Raw genomic sequence first — 19918 nt, forward strand, 5'->3', positions numbered from 1 at the left:
ATAGAAAGTCAAATAAAAAGGAGTTTAAATGAAAATTTTAGTAATTAATTGTGGATCTTCATCACTAAAATATCAATTATTTGATATGGAAAATGAAGAAGTTTTGGTAAAAGGACTTGTTGAAAGAATTGGCATTGAAGGAAGTCGTCTTGTTCAAAAGAAAAATGGCGATGAATTTATAATAGAAGAGCCAATGGAAAATCATACCCAAGCTGTAGGACACGTTTTTGATGCCCTTGTAGATAGTGAAAATGGTGTTTTATCAAGCCTAGATGAAATCGATGCTGTTGGACATAGATTCGTTCATGGTGGAGAAAAAATGACAAAATCTGCCCTAATTGACGATGAAGTTAAAGAAGCTATAAATGAAGCAGCAAAATTTGCTCCACTTCACAATCCTGCAAACTTAATGGGCCTTAAAGCTTGTGAAGAATTACTTCCAAATGTGCCAAATGTTGCAGTATTTGATACAGCTTTCCATCAAACAATGCCAGCAAAAACTTTCCTTTATGGAATCGACTACAAATACTATGAACAAGAAGCAATTAGAAAATACGGTTTCCATGGAACAAGCCACAATTATATAACAAAAAGAGCAGCTGATCTTTTAGGCAAAGATTTAAGCCAAACAAATATAATTTCAGCTCACTTAGGAAATGGTTCATCAATCACAGCTGTCAAAGAAGGAAAATCTTTTGATACAACAATGGGACTTACTCCACTTGAAGGACTTGTAATGGGAACAAGATCAGGAGATTTGGATCCAACAGTTGTAACATATATTGAAGAAAAAGAAAATTTATCTCCTTCACAAATGAATGATCTTTTAAACAAAAAATCTGGAGTTCTTGGGGTATCTGGAGTAAGCTCTGACTTTAGAGATCTAGAAGAAGCTGCTAATAATGGCAACCAAAGAGCTCAATATGCCCTAGATATGTTTACAACTCGTGCAAAAAGATATATAGCTGGATATATGGCAGAAATTGAAAGATGCGATGCCATAGTATTTACAGGTGGAATCGGAGAAAACTCAATAGAACTTAGAGAAGAAATGATGAAAGGCTTTGAACAATTTGGTATAAAAATTGATAAAGAAGCTAACAAAGTTCGTGGTGGTGAACATATAATTTCAACCGAGGATTCAAAAGTTAAAGTTATGGTTGTTGCTACAAACGAAGAGTTGATGATTGCAAGAGATACACAAAATTTAGTTAAATAATTTCCTTGACAATATTTGATATAGAATATATAATGTTAAAGATTGCTAAAACTGATAAGAGGAGGTGTAAGGATGGCAGTACCAAAGAGAAGAACATCAAAAACAAGAAAAAATAAAAGAAGAGCCTCAGCTTATACTTTGAATAGATCAAATTTTGTTGAGTGTCCAAATTGTCATGAGCCAAAGCTTCAACACAGAGTTTGCCCAAACTGTGGAGAATACAAAGGCCAAGCAATATTTGACGAACAATAAGATAGTGTTTTACACTATCTTTTTTAGTACCTAAAAGAGGACTTATGAAAATACTAATTGATACATTTGGAGCAGATGCTGGATATAAGATAACAATTGATGGAGCTATAAAAGCCTTAGAAAAAAGAAAATTCACCCCAGTATTTGTTGGAAATGAAGAAAATATTAAAGAATATATAAATTCAAGGATCTCTGATTATGAAATAATCCATACAGATAATTTTATATCAAATAATGAAGATCCTGTAAGAGCTATAAGAGGCAAAAAAGACGCCTCAATTGTCCTAGCCTATAACAAATTAAAAGAAGAAGGCTATGACGGACTTATTTCAGCTGGATCAACTGGAGGATTATTAGCTGGTGGTCTATTTATTGGAGGAAGAATTAAGGGGATAAAAAGAGCATGTCTTGCAGTAAGCTTACCTTCACTTACAGACGAAATTACTTTGTTGATGGATTCTGGAGCAAATATGGATTGCAAAGCGGAGATGCTTTATGAATTTGCCTTGATGGGCAAAGTTTTCTTGGAAAATGTAATGAATGTTGATAATCCAAAGATTTCACTATTAAATGTTGGTCTTGAAGAACATAAAGGCAATAAGCTTACAAAAGAAACTTACGGACTTTTAAAAGAATCTGACCTAAATTTCATCGGCAATATCGAATCCAGAGATCTATTTACATCAAAAAGCAATATTATTCTTGCAGATGGTTTTGATGGAAATATTGCACTTAAAACTGCAGAAGGTGTTTTAAAATTATTTGGAAAAGAATTAAAAAATATACTATACAAATCTAGCAAAAACAAAATTGCTGGAGCCTTAATAAAAAACGACCTAAAAAAGCTAACAGAGAAATTTAGTGCTGATGAAGTTGGTGGAGCACCTTTATTAGGGGTAAAATCCTATGTATACAAGGCTCATGGCAATGCCAATGAAACAGCCTTTGCCAATGGAATTTTGGGACTAATGGATTATATAGACAAGGATGTAATAAGTAAAATTGAAGGAGAATTAAATGATTAGAGATGAATTAATACAATTAGCAAATGAAAATTTAGATATTGATTTATCAGATGTGCAAATGAATACAAAATTATCTGACCTTGATATTGATTCAATTGATATGTTAGATTTCATAATGCTATTAGAAGAAAAATACAATATCGAATTTGCTGAAGATGAACTTGATGAAATTGAAACCCTAGGCGATATAGCCGAGCTAATAGAAAGCAAAAATTGATGGAATTATCAAAAGATAGACTTAAACAAATTAGTGAATTTGAAGGAAAGATCGGCTACACTTTCAATGACAAAAAATTGATAGATGTAGCCTTTACTCATTCTTCTTATATCAACGAGTCAAGAAAACAATCTTTGAGCAATGAAAGATTGGAATTTCTTGGAGATAGTATTTTAGATATGATAGTAAGCGAAGTTTTATTTACCCATTACAGCAACAAACCAGAAGGTTGGCTTACAAAAACTAGATCAAGACTAGTTTGTACAGATTCTTTTGCAAAAGCTTGCGAAAAATTTGATCTAACAAAATATCTAAGATTCGGTAAAGGTGAAAAAAAACAAGGTGGAAAACTAAAAAAACACGTAAAAGCTGATACATTTGAAGCTGTTTGTGCAGCAATTTACTTGGACTCTTCCTACGAATTTCTATTTAAATTTATAATAGAAAGATTTAAAGATGAGGCTCTTGAAGTAATAGAAGATGAGAGTATCTTTAATGATTACAAGACTAAACTTCAAGAATATTACAATTCTCATGGCAAAAAGGCTCTAAATTATGAATTGGTAGATGAAAAGGGACCTGAACATGATAAAACTTTTACCATGGCAGTAAAAGATGGTAAAAAAGTTTTAGCCCTAGGCCTTGGCAAAAATAAGAAAAATGCCCAACAAGATGCTGCAAAAAACGCACTTGAGGTCATAAAAAATGTCTAAAAAAGAATATATAATTCCAATATTTATACCTTTTTTGGGTTGCCCTCACGATTGTGCCTTTTGTAATCAGATCAAAATTACCAATTACAAAGATACCATGGATAAAAATAAGCTTAGATTGGAAATTGAAAAAAACTTATCATATTTTAAAGATGAGGATAAGCTAAAAGAGATTGCTTTTTTTGGTGGATCATTTACAGGACTTAGCGAAGAAGTAATGGTTGGATATTTAGAAATTGCTGGCCAATACAAGAAGAAGGGAATTATTGATAGAATCAGACTTTCAACTAGACCTGATTATATAAATAATTCAATTCTTGATTTATTAAAAAAATATTCTGTCGACATTATCGAACTTGGCATTCAATCGCTTGATCAAGAAGTTTTGGATAACAATGACAGAGGGCATAGTGTTGATGATAGTATTTATGCATCAAAATTAATAAAAGAATATGGTTTTTCTCTTGGCCATCAAATAATGCCAGGATTATTTGAGGATACTTTTGAAAAGTCAATTGACACGGCTATCAAGTCTATAAAATTAAAACCTGATATGGTTAGGATTTATCCAACTCTTGTTATAAAAGATACCAAACTTTCTAATCTTTATAAGGCTGGTATTTATGAGCCACTTAGTCTTGATAGTGGTGTTGAAATAGCAAGTGAGCTTGCAATTTTATACAAATATGCAAAAATTCCAATAATTAGAATTGGTTTACAACCGACAGAAAATATCAACTACGGCAAAGACGTAATAGCAGGACCTTTTCATCCAGCCATTAGGCAATTGGTCGAGGCAAATATTTACAAGAAATATATAGAATTTTTGATAGAAGAATATAAAATCTCAGATGAAATACTTATAGCCTGTAAAGATCAAGATATTTCTTTGATAGCAGGCAATAAAAAAGCTAACAAAACATATTTTTATAAAAAATATGGAATAAATATCAAATTTCAATCCATAAATGATGAAAAATATTTATCCTTTGCAGGAAATAAAATTGATTTTGATATAGATAATTTTATAAATTCTTATGTAGAAGAAAACTATGGTGGTGATTTACTATTAGATTAGAAAAAATTGAGCTAAAAGGATTCAAATCCTTTGCAGAAAAAACAACAATAACTTTTGACAATCAAATAACTGCTATAGTTGGACCAAATGGTTCTGGCAAATCAAACATTTCTGATGCCATAAGGTGGGTTTTGGGCGAACAATCTGCCAAATCACTTCGTGGTGGCAAGATGAATGATGTGATTTTTCAAGGAAGTGAGAACAAAAATCCTCTAAACTTAGCAGAAGTTAATCTTACATTTTCAAATTTCGACAAAGTTTTAGATATAGCTTATGACAAAGTGGTAATAGGCAGGAGAATTTATAGGGATGGAGAAAATGAATACAAAATAAATGGCAAAAAAGTTAGACTTAAAGATGTAAAGGAACTTTTTTTAGATACTGGAATTGGCAAAGAAGGTTACACCCTAATTGGCCAGGGCAGGATTGATGAAATAATAAGCTCATCAAATTTAGAAAGAAGAGCTATATTTGAAGAAGCAAGTGGAATTGCCAAGCACAAATATAGAAGAGATGAGGCAAGTAAGAAGCTTATAAAAGTAAGTGAAGATTTGGAGCTTATTGAATATGAGAGATCCTATAAGGAAAAAGATCTAGAAAAACTGAAAAATGAGGCAGATAATTACAATCAGTGGGCTAAATTAAGCGAAGACTTAAATTTCAAATCCTACAATTATTTTTCAAACAAATCAATAAAATTAAAAGATCAAATTTCAAAAACAAAAAATCTTTCAGAAGATTTTGATAAAAAAATCCTGGCGAAAACCGCTCTTATTGAAGAAACAAGAGAAAAACTTGCTCCTTTTAATCAAACAAACGAAAAGAGCCAAAAATCAATAGAAGATTTAGAAAATTTTATAAAAATTAAAGAAAGAGAAATAGAAAAAAATAAAAATAAAATAGATTTAAATAAGCAAAAGCTTTCCTATACACAAAAAGATTTTGATAGACTAAGCCAAAGTAATGATCAAAATACTAATAAACTTTCAAACTTAGAAGCTCAGCTAGAAAAAGAAAAAGAAAATTTATCTGAGAAAAATTCTTACAGAGATATTTTATCTAAAAATATCAAAGAAAACGAAAATCAATTACTAAAGATAAATGAGGATATAGAATCTTTAAAAGTAAAATCAAAAGATATTAATGATAAACTTGATTTAATTAATCCAAAAATTTATGATTATGAAATCAATATCAAGACTAAAGAAATTTTAGATGAAAAATTTAGCAAAGAAAAAGAAGAAAATCTTTTAAAACTTGAAAAATTAAATGAGATTTTAGATGAAATTAATGGACAAATTAACGATTTAAGCAAGAAAAAAATTGAACTTGTAAATATTAATGAATCATTAAGCCAAAGAATTTTCAAATTAGATCAAGACCTTAAAACAAATGATGAAGATGTCAAAGATTGCGAAAATGCCCTTAGCAAAAACGAAATTAATCTAAAAGTTGCTATAAATGATTATAAATTCAATAAAAATCTCATAGATAAAAATGAGGGATATTTTTATTCAGTTAGCGAATTTTTAAATAAAACTAAGGCCAATAATCTTAATAATCTTTATGAAGATACACTTGCAAATCTTATCACCATCAAAAGTGGCTACGAAGATATACTAGATAAACTTTTAGGCAATGCCCTACAAAATGTAGTTAGTAGAACAAAAGATGAAACCCGTGATTTAATTAAATTTATCAACCAAAATCATTTAGGTCAGGTAACTTTTTTGCCAATAGATTCTATATTTGCTAGCAAAAAAGAAAAACCAAATCACAAAGAAGTAATAGCCATGGCCTATGAACTGGTAGATTATGAGAATAGATTATCAAATATAATAAATCATTTTTTGGGATCAACGGTAGTTGTAAAAAATATCGATGATGCGACAAGCCTATCAAAAAAAATTAAGAGCTATAGGATTATCACACTTGATTTGGATATTATAAATGCCTGGGGTTCAATGGCCTCTGGTTCAAATAAAAATAAAAAAAATCAAAATTCAATTATTAATAGAAATAAAAAGTTAGAAGATAGCAAAGATGAAGTAGTAAGTCTAAAAAGAGAAAGAATTGCTATTGAAAGTAAACTAAAAATAATCAAAGATAAAAAGTTAGAAAATGAAGATTCTCTAGAAAAAATCAACAGCAAATTTTATAAAAACAAAGAAGAAATAAGTAAATTTACCAATAATATTTCAAATTTAAACTACAAAGTAGAAAATATCCTAGGACAAAAAAATGAATTAACTGATAAATTAGAAGAAAAAAGTTCTCAAATAGATCAAGGCGAAATCAACTTATTATACCAAGAAAAAGATAAGTATAATAAAAATTTACTAGAAATAAATAATTCTTTGGAAAATTTAAGTCAAGAAAAAACTGACTTGGATAAAAATCTTATCAAAGAAAAAAATGACTTGGAAATAGCTAATAGAGATATTAATATGCTAAATAATACCATCGGCAAAATAAAAGATGATATTAACAATATTAATAATAGTCAAAAAATAGAAGAAAAGATAAGAGAAGAAAATAAAAAATTAATAGAAGATATCCATTTTGAAAATGAAAAAATTGCAAGTAGTTTAGAAAGTTCTAAAATCGATTTAGAAAAATTAAATGCAAATTTATCTGAGAAAAAATTAGTTTATGAAAAAGCCAAAAAAAATAACAAAGATTTACTAGATGAACTTAAAATAAACGAGGATGAGCTTTCACAAATTAATTTGGACAAGGTAAAAAACGACTATAAATTAGAAACTTATAGCAAAGATTACGAAAATTTGTTAGATGAAATTGAACCATTTTTAACTAATAATATTGATGAATTAGAAGAAAAATACAAAGATGAGGAAATTATTAAGGTAAATAAGACCGACTTAATAAATCTTCAAAAAGAAATTAACAAGATTGGGTATTTTACTGCTGATTCACTGGAAAATTATAGAAGTTCAAAAGAAGATTTTGATTTTGTAGATAGGCAAGTAAGTGATTTAAAAAAGTCAAAAGCTAATATTGAAGAGATGATAAAATCTCTTGAAAGTGAAATGAAAGATGAATTCGTCAAAAATTTCAAAATAATAAATGAAAACTTTCAGAAGATATTTAAAATTTTGTTTATGGGAGGAAATGCAAGCCTAAAACTTGATAGCGACGATGCTCTAAATGCGGGAATCGATATAATTGCAAGACCTCCGTCAAAATCTTTAAAGACAATTTCACTTTTATCCGGAGGAGAAAAATCTCTAACAGCAGTAGCTTTGCTTTTTGCGATATTTGAGACAAATCCAGCACCATTTGCAATTTTAGATGAAATTGATGCTGCTCTTGATGAAACAAATATAAAAAGATACATTGAGTATCTAAAAATGCTTGCCAAAAATTCTCAATTTATAATGATAACTCATAGGCAAACAACTATGCAATTGGCAGAAAAAATTCATGGCATAACCATAGATGATCAAGGAGTAAGTAAGATTTATTCGCTTGACTTTGACAAAAATTGAAACATCTTTGATAAAAAGTAAAATATTATTAAAGGAGACTATATGGCAATAAGAAATATTAGAGTCGAAGGAGATCCGATACTTAGAAAAGTATCTAAGAAAGTTCCTAAGATTACAGATAGAATAAAAATATTACTTGATGATATGGCAGAAACTATGTACAAAGCTGAAGGCGTTGGTCTTGCAGCCCCTCAAGTAGGAATATTAAAGAGAATTATTGTTGTTGATCCCCATGATGAAGAAACAGGCCTTGTAAAGTTGGTTAATCCTGAAATTATCGAAGCGGATGGAGAACAAATAGGAATTGAAGGCTGTCTTTCTATTCCTAATTTTAATGCAACAGTAAAAAGAGCTGAACATGTAAAAGTAAAATATTTAGATGAAAATGGCCAAGAGAAAATTTGGGATGCTCATGGATTTCCAGCAGTTATCCTTTCTCATGAAATCGACCATTTAGATGGTATTTTATTTAGAGATAAATCTATAGAAGAGGTTAAAAGCGAAGTTATAAATGCTTAATATATGTTTTATGGGCAATCCAAAGTTTGCTGTGCAGACTTTGGATGTTCTTTATAATAATGAAAATATAAATCTAAAGTTGGTAGTGACATCAAAAGATAAAAAAAGATCTAGAAATAAACTAACACCAACAGCTGTAAAAAAGTACGCTTTAGAAAATAATATAGAAGTTTCAAACCCTGATTCTGTAAATACTAAAGAATTTGTGGAATATTTAGAAAGACTTGAAATCGATTTTATAGTTGTGGTTGCATTTGGACAAATCATAGGCAATTTGCTCTTAGAAAAATTTAAAGATAGGATAATTAATTTACATCCATCCCTACTTCCAAAATATAGGGGAGCAAGTCCAATGCAATTTACTCTATTAAATGGAGATAAAAAAACGGCTCCTACAACTATGCTTATAGAAAAAGGAATGGATTCTGGCGATATATTAATTCAAGATGAAGTCGAAATTCCTAGTGATTTCAATTACTACCAACTTGAAGAAAAAATGTCCGACCTTGGATCAAAGGCAATTTTAAAAACTTTGTTAGATTTTGATAATATCTATAAAAATAGAATCAAACAAGATGATAGTCTTGCCACATATACAACAAAAATTAGCAAAGAAATGGGAAAAATTGATTGGAACAAAACAAGTTTTGAAATTTATAATCAAATAAGAGCCTTGATTGATTATCCAACGGCATTTTTTGAATACGAAGGGATAAATGTAAAAGTCTTAGAAGCAGAAATACTAGATTCATATAAGGCAAATCCAGGTTATGTTTATGAGGCTGATAGAAAAAATAATATTATCATAGGAACTGGAGATTGTGCAATAAAAATAAATAAATTGCAATTTCCAGGCAAAAAGCCAATGGAAACTAGTGTATTTTTCTTGGGCAACGACTTTAAAAAAGGAATTTATCTTTGAAAAACGATTATAAATTAAGTCTTAATATATTAGATGAAGTTTTAAATTCTAACAAAAAATCCAATGATCAAATTAATAAATACGCAAATTACGCCGACAATTTAAGTTTCCTAACGAAAATTATCTACGGTGTTTTAGAAAATAAAATATATTTAGATTATATGATTAGGAAACTTTCAAGTGTTAGACTTAAAAAAATCCACAAAAAAACTTTGATAATTCTTGAAATTGGCTTTTATGATATACATTTTTTAAACACTAAGGATTATGCTATTGTTAATGAGCTTGTAAATCTGACCAAAGAAATAAATCCTAGATCTGCTGGCTTTGTAAATGCAATTCTTAGAAATTTTATAAGAGATGAAAAAGAAATTGCAAAAATCAAAGAAAGTGATGACCTAAAATCATTATCAATTAAATATTCGATGCCAGAAGAAATAACAAATTACATTTTTGAAAACTACGGAATAGAATATACTAAAAATTTCCTAAGATATGTAAATTCAGAGCAATTGATAAGCATTAGAGTAAATAATTTAAAAACAAATGTTTCCGACCTAAAAAAATTGTTGGAAGCTAAGTCTTTTATAGTAAAAGAAAGTAATATTTCAAAAAATGCACTGATAATTTTAAATCCTTCTGGCTTGGCAAATAGCAAAGAATTTAAGGAAGGATTATTTACCATTCAACAAGAAGCTTCAATGAAGGCTATTGAAGTTTTAGATCCAAAAGAAAATTCGAATATTTTAGATATTTGCGCAGCTCCGGGAACAAAAACTTCCTATATTGGAGAATATGTAAATAATAATAGTAAAGTTTTGGCAAATGATTTATTGGCTGATAAACTAAGCCTAATCAAAGAAAATATTGATAGATTATCGCTAAAAAATATTGAATTAACTAGTTTTGACGCAAGTATTTATCAGGAAAAATTAAAAGAAAAATTTGATTATATACTTGTAGATGCACCATGCTCAGGTCTTGGAGTTATAGGAAGAAAACCAGAAATACGATATAATAGAACTATAGAAGATATAAAAAATCTTTCGCTTTTGCAAAGGCAAATTTTAGAAAATTCTCTGCAGTACTTAAAAAAGGGCGGATATATGATCTATTCAACTTGTACCATAGGAAAGATTGAAAATATCGAAAATTTTAATTATCTAAAAAATAAAGAAGATTTAGAAGTTGTTCCAATTGATGGCAAGAAATATTTGGAATTTACAAATTTTATTGACCATACAGATGGATTTTTTATAAGTAAATTTAAGAAGATATAGTATGAAAGAAACTTTAAACGATAAAAAAATTGAAGAATTAGAGCAAATCTTTGTAGAAAATGCCTATCCAAAATTTAGAGCCAAACAAGTTTTTAGGCAAATTCATGTTAATAAGATTAATGATTTTAATTTGATGACTGATTTGCCAATTGATTTGAGAAATAAACTAAGTGAAAACTACGCCATAGATAAGGTTAGAAAGCTTGAAGTTTTTGAATCAAAATTAGATCAAACAAAAAAGTATTTGCTAGAGCTTGATGATAAAAATATTATAGAAGCTGTTTTTATGCAATATAAGGACAGAAAAACTATTTGTATTTCTTCTCAAGTTGGATGTAGGATGGCTTGTAAATTTTGCGCTTCTACAAAAAATGGTCTTCAAAGAAATATGACAGCTTCAGAGCTTATAGAAGAAGTTTATGAGCTAGAAAGATTAAATGGAAATATTAACAATATTGTTATAATGGGCATTGGCGAACCTCTCGATAACTTTTCAAACATTAAGAGATTTCTTGAAATTATCACAGATGAAAAAGGTAGAAATTTATCTCATAGATCCATAACTCTTTCCACATCTGGACTTTGCGATAAAATTTATGAGCTTGCAAATAGCAATTTGGATGTGAATTTGGCAGTAAGCTTGCACTATGCGATTGATTCGAAAAGACAAAAATTTATGCCAATAGCAAAAAAATATTCCATCAAAGAGCTAATCAAAGCTTGTGATTATTATCTGGATAAAACAAAAAGAAGAGTTTCTTATGAGTATGTTGTAATTGATGGAGTTAATAACACTGATGAAGATTTAGATAGTCTTACAAAACTTCTAAAGGGAAAAAACGCCCATATTAATCTCATACCTCTAAATCCAATAAAAGAATTTGACCATGGGAAAACAAAGAAGAAAATAATAAATGAATTTAGGGATAAACTTACAAAAAATGGCATAAATGCGACTATAAGATATTCAATGGGCGAAGATATAAATGCTAGCTGTGGGCAGCTAAGAAATAATTATGCGAGGTGATTATGAAATTTAGCACAATTTCTAATATCGGAAAAGTTAGAGAAACAAATGAAGATTCATATGGGAATGTCTCCATCGATAATTATGATTTTTTCATAGTTGCTGATGGAATGGGTGGTCATAGCGATGGAGAACTTGCAAGTTCTTTAACCGTTGAAAGTTTTACAAATTTTATAAAAGATGCAAATATCAAAGATTATTCAAGCGTAAGTGATCTTCAAGAAGAAGCAATTATTTTTGCCAATAGTGAAGTTGTTAAAGTTTCCAAAGAAAAACAAGAAAAGATGGGAACAACTGTTGTTTGCCTTTGCATTGATTACATAGAAAATAAAATTCACATCTCCCACATAGGAGATTCTAGGATTTATCTTTTTAGAGATGATAATTTACAACAACTTACAAAAGACCATTCTTTGGTAAATGAACTATTAAATAGTGGAGTTTTAAATGAAGAAGAGGCAGAAAATTTTTCAAATAAAGCAGCTGTTACAAGGGCAGTTGGAGTATCTTTGGATGTAAGAGCCGATAATAAATCAATGGATTATCATAAAGATGACCTTGTATTTTTAGTAACAGATGGTTTGACCAACGAACTAAGTGCAGAAGAGATAAAAAAAATAATCAAAGAATACGATGATGTTTATGATATCTCAAAATATTTAGTGGAAGCTGCAATATGTAATGGTGGACGTGACAATGTGACTGTAACCACCATTAGGATATAAGAGGGAAATATGGAAAATATAATTTTAGATCAAAGATATGAAATTATTGAGCAAATTGGCGTTGGAGGAATGGCAAAAGTTTATAAGGCCAAAGATAGGCTTTTAGATAGATTTGTAGCTATCAAAATCCTCAAAGATCAATATGCAGAAGATGATGAATTTTTGAAAAAATTTAATATAGAAGCTCAATCAGCAGCCAAATTATCTCATGTAAATATAGTAAATGTATTTGATATTGGAGAAGATTTATACAAGGGCCAAAGAATTTATTACATAGTTATGGAATATGTAGATGGTCAAACATTAAAAGATTTTATAGTAGAAAAAGGCAAACTATCTAATGAGGAAATAACAGATTATTCAATTCAAATTGCCCAGGCTCTAAAGACAGCCCACCAAGCTGGCATAATTCATAGAGATATCAAACCACATAATATTTTAATAGATAAGTATGGCCTATTAAAGGTAACGGATTTTGGAATAGCTAGAGTTTCTTCAAATGCGACAATTACTTATACAAGCTCTATTTTGGGAACTGTTCATTACATATCTCCTGAACAAGCCAAGGGAAATATTGTAGATGAAAGAAGCGATTTATATTCCTTGGGAGCTGTAATGTATGAAATGGCAACTGGCCATGTTCCATTTGAAGCAGATAATTCTGTAGGAATAGCCTTGATGCATATACAAGATAAGCCTACACCTCCAAAGGACTTAAACCCAAATCTATCTAACAAATTAAACTCAATAATAATGAAACTCTTAAATAAAGAGCCTCAAGAGAGATTTTTAAATGCCAAAGACTTGATTGATGCCTTAAATGACGAAAACTACGTTGACGAATATGAAGATTTTAATGATACAGCAAAAATACCAATAGTTGTTCCAAGTGAAGCTACTATTAGTAGCCCATACGAAAATCAAAAAGAAGATGACGAAGAAAAAGAAGTAGTATATGTTTCAAAATCTGATAACAAAAAGACAAAAAAGGTTAAGAATTCTAATTTTAAAATTTGGCCACTATTTATTTTAGCTTTATTGCTAATTGGTGCAGTTTATTTTTTGAGAAATAGAACCAACAAAAATATGGTTGAAGTTCCAACAGTTTTAAATCTTGATAAATCACAAGCCTTTGATGAATTGGCAAGAAAAGGTCTTAGAGCAAATATATCAATGACAGAAGAAAGTGACGAATATGAAATTGGCAAAGTTATGAGCCAAGATCCTAATCCAAATACCAAAGTTGAAAGAGGTAGCCAAGTAAATCTAGTCATAAGTGGTGGCAGAGAAGTTGAAGTTCCAGATCTTAGAAATATGACGATTTCTCAAGCTGAAGAAGTTTTAAAAGAAGCAGGCCTTAAACTTGGCAGATCTAGTAGTCAAAAAAGCGATAGTGTAGAAAGAGATTTGATAATAAGTCAAGATCCAAGAGCCAATAAAAATATTCAATCAGGAACGGAAGTAGATGTTGTTGTAAGCTCTGGTTTAGATAAAAGAGTAGAAACAATTGAAGTTCCAAACCTTTTAGGCCAAAGCGAGTCAAGTGCAAGAGCAATGATAGATGAAGCAGGGTTAAAGCTAAGAAATGTAAATTATTATAATAGTGAAAGCACCCAAAAAGGACTTGTTATGAACCAATCAATAGCAAGTGGAACTCAAGTTGCCAAAGATTCACAGATAGATATAAATATCAGTCTAGGATCTGAAAAAATACAAACAAATGAAAATAATAGGCTTAGAAATGTTGAGCTAAAAGTAACAATCACAGATCCAAAAGATGAATTTAACGTTGTGGTTTATGATATTGTAAATGGCCAAAGATCAGAAAGTCTTATAAATCAAACTATGACAAAAGCTGATGTTGAAAATAACGGCGGGGTTTTAAGCTTAAATCTAAAAGCAAATCTTGGAGCAAGTCTTGAAGTTGTGGTTGATGGACAATCTTATGGGGTTTATAGTGTAAATCAATGAGAGGGAAAATAATAAAATCACAAAAAGAGTTATATTTTGTAAAAAATGATGATAAGACATATTTAGCAAAAGCTCGTGGGAATTTTAGGGTCAAGGGCATCAAACCTTTGGTAGGTGATGAAGTTATATTTGAAATGCAAAATGAAGAAAATGCCTATATAACAGAAATTCTTCCAAGGAAAAACGAGATAAAAAGACCGAATATTTCTAATATCGATCAAATTTTACTTTTTGTCACGATAAATAATCCACCCCTAAATTTGTTCAATTTGGATAAATATCTTGCCATGTGCGAATATAAAAATATAGAAGTGGTTATAATAATTTCAAAAATAGATTTAGATAAAGAAAATAAAGCTCAAAATTTGGCAAAAACTTATGAAAATATTGGCTATAAAGTCTTAGCCATTGATAATTATAATGATTTGCCAAAAGAGAGCATTAAAAATATTCTCCAAAATAAAACCTCAGCAGTAACTGGATCTTCTGGTGTAGGAAAAAGCACTTTTCTTTCAAATCTTATGGATAAAGACATAGAAATTGGAGAAATTTCAGAAAAATCCAAAAGAGGCAAAAATACAACTAGGCATACGGAAATTTTTGCCATAGACGATAAGACTTTTATCTTTGACACACCAGGATTTGATAGCTTTGATTTTGACTTTATTACAGATGAAAATGATTTAAAAAATTTCTTTGTAGAAATGAGAAATAAAGCTTGCAAATTTAACAATTGCAATCACATAAATGAACCATCCTGCAAAGTCAAAGAAGAACTTAAAGATGGAAAAATTTCTGAAAGTCGCTACAAGAATTATATTTTGTTATTTAACGATATAAAAAAAAGGAGAGAAAACAGATGGTAGAATTGGCACCTTCAATATTATCTTGTAATTTCTATGATTTAAAATCAGATATAGAAAATACTTATGGGACGGATTTAAAAATCTTGCACGTCGATGTAATGGATGGAATATTTGTTCCAAATATCTCATTTGGCTTTAAAGTTATAAACGATCTAAGAAAAAATTGCAATTATTTTTTGGATACGCATTTGATGATAGAAGAACCTATAAGATATATTGAAGAATTCAAAAAAGCAGGAGCAGACAGATTAACAGTTCACTATGAAGCTTGCAAAAATTTGGGAGAAACTTTAGATCTTATAAATAAATCTGGCATGAAAGCAGGTCTAACCTTTAAACCAAAAACAGATAAAGAATCCATGCTTTCCTTTATTGATAAAATCGATTTGATATTGATAATGAGCGTTGAGCCTGGTTTTGGCGGTCAAAGTTTTATGGAAGATTCTTTAGAAAAAATTAAATTTTTTAGAAAATACATTGATGACAATAATTTAGATGTAAAAATTGAAGTTGATGGTGGCATCAAAACTACAAATGTAAATAAAGTCATTGATGCTGGAGCAGATATAATTGTTGCAGGATCAGATGTATTTGCTAAAGATATAAAAAGTCAAATAAATAATTATTATCAAATTTTTAAACAAAAGTCACTATAAAGTGGCTTTTTTTCTTGTCAAATTTGAATAGCATTTAAAATTTACAATAAAAAAAGGACTTTAGTAAAATGATTTTTACTCAAGTCCTTAAATTAAAAAAAGCATTTTGTTATGCTTTTTCAACTCTTCCAGATTTTAAACATTTAGTACATACGTTGATTGTTTTTGGAGTTCCATCTACAATAGCTCTAATTTTATGCACATTTGGTTTAAAGGTTCTGTTAATATTTCTATGGGAGAAAGTAATAGTTTTTCCAGCTTTTGTACCTTTTCCACATACATCACATACTTTTGCCATTTAAACACCTCCTAGCTTTTTACGATTAATCTTTATTATTTTACCAAATCTTTTGGTAAATTACAAATTTTTAAACTGATATATTAAAAATTCATTTATAAAATTTCCCAATAATTAAAATAATAACTAATAAGTCAATCGTGAAATAAAAAAATAAAAATTATTATCAAACATTTTGCTTAAATTATACAACAAAATCGAACAATTACGGTATAATTAATAGGAAGAACTAAGATTTAATAATATTAAATCTAGGAGGTAAGATGGATTATAAATCATTATATAAAGATGAGGATTTTGGAGAAATCCTTTTTAATCAATTGCTAAAAGATTACACAACTTGGGGCATTGGCGGACCAAGTGATGTTTTAGTCAAAGTCAAAAGCAAAGAACAATTACAAAACTTATTACAATTTAATCATAAAAATAATATTCCAACAACAGTTATAGGTAGAGGGTCAAATCTCTTAGTTACAGACAAAGGAATTAGAGGATGCGTCTTATTATTAGCAGATAACTACGACTTTATAAGTGTAGATGGAAATAAATTAACTGCCTATGCTGGATGTAAATTAAATTCTGCAGCCCTATTTGCCATAGAAAATTTTCTAACGGGTATGGAAGAAATATCCGGGATTCCAGGATCAGTTGGAGGAGCTGTGGCAATGAATGCTGGAGCTTATGGAAAAGAGATAAAAGATCTTTGTCTAAGCGTCAATGCCTTTGATTACTTTGGAAATGAATATAATTTTACTAATGATCAGATGAATTTTTCTTATAGACATTCAAAAATATTTGACGATAATTTGATAGTTTCTTCAGCAACTTTTAATTTAACCTATGATGAGAATAATGAAGCAAAAGCAAAATACGAAGACTATACTAACAGAAGAGCCTCTAAACAGCCTTTAGATAAAAAATCTGCTGGTTCTACTTTTAAAAGACCAGAGGGCTCTTATGCTTCAAAACTAATTGATGAGTGTGGACTACGTGGATATGCTGTTGGCGATTGCGCGGTAAGCCAAAAACATTGTGGCTTTATTATAAATAAAGGCAATGCAACAAGTGAAGAGATGTTAAAATTTATCGATCATGTAGCAAATATTGTTTATGAGAAAACTGGTTTTAAATTAGAACGTGAGGTCAAATTAATTGGGGAAAAGTAATGAAGCTTAGAATAATTACTGGCTTAAGTGGATCTGGGAAAACCACAGCTCTAAGAGCCTTTGAAGACATGGGTTATTATGCCATGGACAATTGCCCAGCTTATCTTGTAAAAAAATTAATAGAACTCAATAAAATTCAAGAAAAACCAATTGAAAAAATGGCGGCGGTAATAGATTTTAGGTCGCACAATATAGATAGTGATTTGAAAAGTTCACTTGAAAGCTTAAAAGAATTAAATCCTGATACAGAAATTATTTATCTATATTGCAATGATAGTGTGATCTTAAAAAGATACAACGAACATAGAAGGCCTCATCCTTTGGGAGAATATGGTAGTGTGGCAGATGGAATATTAAAGGAAAAAGAATTATTAAAAGAAATAAGAAAAATTTCCGATAGATTCATCGACAGCAGCGATTACACAAGCAAAGAGCTAAAAAAAGTCATCGAAGATCTAACAACAAAAAGCAAAAAGATGATTATAAATCTCATATCTTTTGGATACAAAAATGGCATAAGCGAAAATTTTGATTATGTCTTTGATATGAGATTTTTGCCGAACCCTTATTATATTGAAGATTTAAAAAAACTAAATGGCAAAGATGATAAGTTAAAAAAATACCTTGATAGTTTTGAAATAACAAATAAATTTAAGAAAATGGTATATGAGCTTTTAAAAACTTTGATTCCAGAATTTGAAAAACAAGGAAAGAATACTCTAACCATTGCTTTTGCTTGCACTGGCGGCAAACACAGATCGGTTTATATGGTCGAAAGTATGTATGAGTTAATGAAAGACAGCGATTATATATTAATAAAAAAACACAGAGATAGGGATAAGTGGTAGAATGCAGTTTTGTAGAAGATTAGCAATAGTAAATATAAAAAATGCTAGAGACCTGGGAGGATTTCCTACCTTAGATGGTAAAGTCACTAGTTGGGGGAAATTTCTAAGGACAGCTACTCTTGATGATGCCAAAGATTGTGATATAAAATTTTTAAAAGATTATGGAGTAAAATCTTTAATCGATTTAAGAAGAGAAAGTGAAATACCTTTTGAAAGCCAAAGTTATAAAAAATTACAGGCAAATTTTGATTACCATCAGATATCATTAGCTCCAGATAAGGGCCTTAGAGAAAAAGAAATACGACAAATTATCAATAGAGAAATTTCCATTGGATCAACTTACAGGACTTTGATAGATAATTATAAAAAAATTAGAGAAATAATGGAAGTTCTAAGCCAAGATAATGGTATAAGCTTATTTCATTGCCAAGAAGGCAAAGATAGGACGGGAATAATTTCTATGATACTATTAGGTCTTGCCAATGTTTCAAGATCTGATATCATAGCAGATTATGAAATTTCTTCGGCATATTTAGGATATGTAGAAAGATATGATGAAAATGAACCCTATTCTGTCTTTAGAATAACTAGTCCTTACAATATGAAAGAAGCCTATGAATATTTGATCAGAAAATACGAAAGCTTCGAAGCTTATCTAGCCTATGCAGGAGTAGATAAGGAAATCATAGAAAAACTAAAGAGAAAATTATTAAGCTAGGTGATTAGATGTCTTTTTCAAAAAGATGCAAAAAAGAAGTTTTAAAAAAAGAACCCATAAATGAAAAAGCTGAATTATTGTCAATATTTCAATATTTAGCTTCAATAAGAATATCAAAGAATATTTTTGCTGTCCTTTTTAAAACTGAATCAAATAATCTTGCAAGATACATTTATAATTTAATCAAAGAAGTCTACGATTATTCACCTATTTTTGAAATTAAGGATAAGCAAAAAGATAGGTTATTTACGATAATTATCGAAGAATCGAGCATTTCAGATGACTTAATAAATGAGTCTAGAAATTTCTTTTTTAATAAGGATTGTGATTTAGACGATGTTTCTTTGGACCATATAAAATCATTACTTAAAATTGCTTTTATTATAAAAGGTTCGATTAATGATCCTATGAGAGGATATAATCTTGAAATTACTGCAAATTCTTTAAAGGAAGCAGAGCTTATAAAATCATTAATGGAAATTTTTGAACTTATGCCAAGGATCAATGATAAAAAGGAATCTTATGTAATTTATTTGAAAGATAGCGATAAAATTTCGGATTTTTTGGCAATTATTGGTGCAAATAAATCTTTATTTGAACTTGAAGATGTCAGAGCTATGAAATCTATAAGAAATGATATAAATAGACAAACAAATTTTGACAAGGCCAACATCGATAGAACAGTCAAAGCTTCGCTTAAGCAAGTTGCTGCTATAAAACTACTTGATAAAAATGATAAACTAAAATCTCTATCAAAAGAATTGCAAGAGCTTGCAGAATTAAGAGTTGATAATCCTTACACATCAATAGAAGAACTTGGTCAAATGCTTAATCCACCAATGAGTAAATCAAAAGTAAACTATAGACTACAAAAATTTATAAAAATGGCTGAAGATTTGGATTAAAATT

Annotated in this window: 20 protein-coding genes; 19 read left to right on the forward strand and 1 reads right to left on the reverse strand. The window is 29.4% G+C overall.

Going from position 1 to position 19918, the window contains the following annotated elements; genetic code table 11:
* Positions 1-28: 28 nt before the first annotated feature.
* The 15 genes from CS884_RS01620 to rpe all read left to right on the forward strand — a co-directional run bounded on the left by CS884_RS01620 (position 29) and on the right by rpe (position 15979).
* The gene (locus tag CS884_RS01620) at positions 29-1219 is read left to right on the forward strand and encodes an acetate/propionate family kinase (RefSeq protein WP_099320356.1); all 1191 of its coding nucleotides are present in this window, start codon (positions 29-31) and stop codon (positions 1217-1219) included.
* 72 nt (positions 1220-1291) lie between these two features.
* Positions 1292-1471, forward strand: coding sequence for a 50S ribosomal protein L32 (rpmF, locus tag CS884_RS01625; protein ID WP_099320357.1), 180 nt, complete (start codon positions 1292-1294; stop codon positions 1469-1471).
* Between the two features lie 44 nt (positions 1472-1515).
* Positions 1516-2496 (forward strand): phosphate acyltransferase PlsX, encoded by a 981-nt coding sequence (gene plsX, locus CS884_RS01630; RefSeq protein ID WP_099320358.1) that lies wholly within the window; start codon positions 1516-1518, stop codon positions 2494-2496.
* Complete coding sequence (locus CS884_RS01635; RefSeq protein WP_099320359.1) at positions 2489-2713, forward strand: acyl carrier protein; 225 nt, start codon at positions 2489-2491, stop codon at positions 2711-2713. Before plsX ends, CS884_RS01635 begins: the two co-directional genes overlap by 8 nt.
* Positions 2713-3426, forward strand: a complete 714-nt coding sequence (gene rnc, locus CS884_RS01640; RefSeq protein WP_099320360.1) for a ribonuclease III — start codon at positions 2713-2715, stop codon at positions 3424-3426. Before CS884_RS01635 ends, rnc begins: the two co-directional genes overlap by 1 nt.
* A complete protein-coding gene (locus tag CS884_RS01645; protein ID WP_099320361.1) occupies positions 3419-4504 on the forward strand; it encodes an elongator complex protein 3 in 1086 nt (361 codons plus the stop codon). Before rnc ends, CS884_RS01645 begins: the two co-directional genes overlap by 8 nt.
* Positions 4505-4551: 47 nt before the next feature.
* Positions 4552-8013 (forward strand): chromosome segregation protein SMC, encoded by a 3462-nt coding sequence (smc, locus tag CS884_RS01650; protein WP_257875754.1) that lies wholly within the window; start codon positions 4552-4554, stop codon positions 8011-8013.
* Positions 8014-8055: 42 nt separating this feature from the next.
* Positions 8056-8532 carry a peptide deformylase gene (gene def / locus CS884_RS01655; protein WP_099320363.1) on the forward strand — a complete coding sequence of 159 codons (477 nt, stop codon included), beginning with the start codon at positions 8056-8058 and terminating at the stop codon, positions 8530-8532.
* A complete protein-coding gene (gene fmt / locus CS884_RS01660; protein WP_099320364.1) occupies positions 8525-9454 on the forward strand; it encodes a methionyl-tRNA formyltransferase in 930 nt (309 codons plus the stop codon). The genes def and fmt overlap by 8 nt, the downstream gene beginning before the upstream one ends.
* The gene (gene rsmB / locus CS884_RS01665; RefSeq protein WP_099320365.1) at positions 9451-10734 is read left to right on the forward strand and encodes a 16S rRNA (cytosine(967)-C(5))-methyltransferase RsmB; all 1284 of its coding nucleotides are present in this window, start codon (positions 9451-9453) and stop codon (positions 10732-10734) included. The genes fmt and rsmB overlap by 4 nt, the downstream gene beginning before the upstream one ends.
* 1 nt (position 10735) lies before the next feature.
* Positions 10736-11761 carry a 23S rRNA (adenine(2503)-C(2))-methyltransferase RlmN gene (gene rlmN / locus CS884_RS01670; protein ID WP_099320366.1) on the forward strand — a complete coding sequence of 342 codons (1026 nt, stop codon included), beginning with the start codon at positions 10736-10738 and terminating at the stop codon, positions 11759-11761.
* A 2-nt stretch (positions 11762-11763) separates the two neighbouring features.
* Positions 11764-12486 (forward strand): Stp1/IreP family PP2C-type Ser/Thr phosphatase, encoded by a 723-nt coding sequence (locus CS884_RS01675; protein WP_099320367.1) that lies wholly within the window; start codon positions 11764-11766, stop codon positions 12484-12486.
* 9 nt (positions 12487-12495) lie between these two features.
* Positions 12496-14457: a Stk1 family PASTA domain-containing Ser/Thr kinase gene (gene pknB / locus CS884_RS01680; protein ID WP_099320368.1), complete on the forward strand. Its 1962-nt coding sequence runs from the start codon at positions 12496-12498 to the stop codon at positions 14455-14457.
* A complete protein-coding gene (rsgA, locus tag CS884_RS01685) occupies positions 14454-15323 on the forward strand; it encodes a ribosome small subunit-dependent GTPase A (protein WP_099320369.1) in 870 nt (289 codons plus the stop codon). The genes pknB and rsgA overlap by 4 nt, the downstream gene beginning before the upstream one ends.
* Entirely contained in the window at positions 15317-15979 is a 663-nt protein-coding gene (gene rpe / locus CS884_RS01690; protein ID WP_099320370.1) for a ribulose-phosphate 3-epimerase, read from the forward strand. Before rsgA ends, rpe begins: the two co-directional genes overlap by 7 nt.
* 109 nt (positions 15980-16088) lie before the next feature.
* On the opposite strand, the gene rpmB is transcribed toward rpe, so the two are convergent.
* Positions 16089-16277, reverse strand: coding sequence for a 50S ribosomal protein L28 (gene rpmB, locus CS884_RS01695; protein ID WP_099320371.1), 189 nt, complete (start codon positions 16275-16277; stop codon positions 16089-16091).
* 263 nt (positions 16278-16540) lie between these two features.
* Here rpmB and murB point away from each other — a divergent pair, with 263 nt between their 5' ends.
* The 4 genes from murB to whiA are packed head-to-tail and all read left to right on the forward strand — an operon-like array spanning position 16541 to position 19914.
* Positions 16541-17443 (forward strand): UDP-N-acetylmuramate dehydrogenase, encoded by a 903-nt coding sequence (murB, locus tag CS884_RS01700; RefSeq protein ID WP_099320372.1) that lies wholly within the window; start codon positions 16541-16543, stop codon positions 17441-17443.
* Positions 17443-18291, forward strand: coding sequence for an RNase adapter RapZ (rapZ, locus tag CS884_RS01705; RefSeq protein WP_099320373.1), 849 nt, complete (start codon positions 17443-17445; stop codon positions 18289-18291). Before murB ends, rapZ begins: the two co-directional genes overlap by 1 nt.
* Position 18292: 1 nt before the next feature.
* Positions 18293-19009: a tyrosine-protein phosphatase gene (locus CS884_RS01710; protein WP_099320374.1), complete on the forward strand. Its 717-nt coding sequence runs from the start codon at positions 18293-18295 to the stop codon at positions 19007-19009.
* 8 nt (positions 19010-19017) lie between these two features.
* Positions 19018-19914 (forward strand): DNA-binding protein WhiA, encoded by an 897-nt coding sequence (gene whiA, locus CS884_RS01715; protein ID WP_099320375.1) that lies wholly within the window; start codon positions 19018-19020, stop codon positions 19912-19914.
* Positions 19915-19918 lie beyond the last annotated feature (4 nt).

The organism is Anaerococcus sp. Marseille-P3625 (genome assembly GCF_900232825.1).
Classification (GTDB): Bacteria; Bacillota; Clostridia; order Tissierellales; family Peptoniphilaceae; genus Anaerococcus.

Excerpts from the sequence above, each read along its gene's own strand:
- pknB (WP_099320368.1), top strand. The coding sequence starts at position 12,496 with ATGGAAAATATAATTTTAGATCAAAGATATGAAATTATTGAGCAAATT.
- murB (WP_099320372.1), top strand. The coding sequence starts at position 16,541 with ATGGATTATAAATCATTATATAAAGATGAGGATTTTGGAGAAATCCTT.
- rpmF (WP_099320357.1), top strand. The coding sequence starts at position 1,292 with ATGGCAGTACCAAAGAGAAGAACATCAAAAACAAGAAAAAATAAAAGA.
- CS884_RS01635 (WP_099320359.1), top strand. The coding sequence starts at position 2,489 with ATGATTAGAGATGAATTAATACAATTAGCAAATGAAAATTTAGATATT.
- rsgA (WP_099320369.1), top strand. The coding sequence starts at position 14,454 with ATGAGAGGGAAAATAATAAAATCACAAAAAGAGTTATATTTTGTAAAA.
- fmt (WP_099320364.1), top strand. The coding sequence starts at position 8,525 with ATGCTTAATATATGTTTTATGGGCAATCCAAAGTTTGCTGTGCAGACT.
- def (WP_099320363.1), top strand. The coding sequence starts at position 8,056 with ATGGCAATAAGAAATATTAGAGTCGAAGGAGATCCGATACTTAGAAAA.
- rnc (WP_099320360.1), top strand. The coding sequence starts at position 2,713 with ATGGAATTATCAAAAGATAGACTTAAACAAATTAGTGAATTTGAAGGA.
- CS884_RS01645 (WP_099320361.1), top strand. The coding sequence starts at position 3,419 with ATGTCTAAAAAAGAATATATAATTCCAATATTTATACCTTTTTTGGGT.
- rapZ (WP_099320373.1), top strand. The coding sequence starts at position 17,443 with ATGAAGCTTAGAATAATTACTGGCTTAAGTGGATCTGGGAAAACCACA.
- CS884_RS01710 (WP_099320374.1), top strand. The coding sequence starts at position 18,293 with ATGCAGTTTTGTAGAAGATTAGCAATAGTAAATATAAAAAATGCTAGA.
- whiA (WP_099320375.1), top strand. The coding sequence starts at position 19,018 with ATGTCTTTTTCAAAAAGATGCAAAAAAGAAGTTTTAAAAAAAGAACCC.
- CS884_RS01675 (WP_099320367.1), top strand. The coding sequence starts at position 11,764 with ATGAAATTTAGCACAATTTCTAATATCGGAAAAGTTAGAGAAACAAAT.
- rpmB (WP_099320371.1), bottom strand. The coding sequence starts at position 16,277 with ATGGCAAAAGTATGTGATGTATGTGGAAAAGGTACAAAAGCTGGAAAA.
- rpe (WP_099320370.1), top strand. The coding sequence starts at position 15,317 with ATGGTAGAATTGGCACCTTCAATATTATCTTGTAATTTCTATGATTTA.
- CS884_RS01620 (WP_099320356.1), top strand. The coding sequence starts at position 29 with ATGAAAATTTTAGTAATTAATTGTGGATCTTCATCACTAAAATATCAA.
- plsX (WP_099320358.1), top strand. The coding sequence starts at position 1,516 with ATGAAAATACTAATTGATACATTTGGAGCAGATGCTGGATATAAGATA.
- rlmN (WP_099320366.1), top strand. The coding sequence starts at position 10,736 with ATGAAAGAAACTTTAAACGATAAAAAAATTGAAGAATTAGAGCAAATC.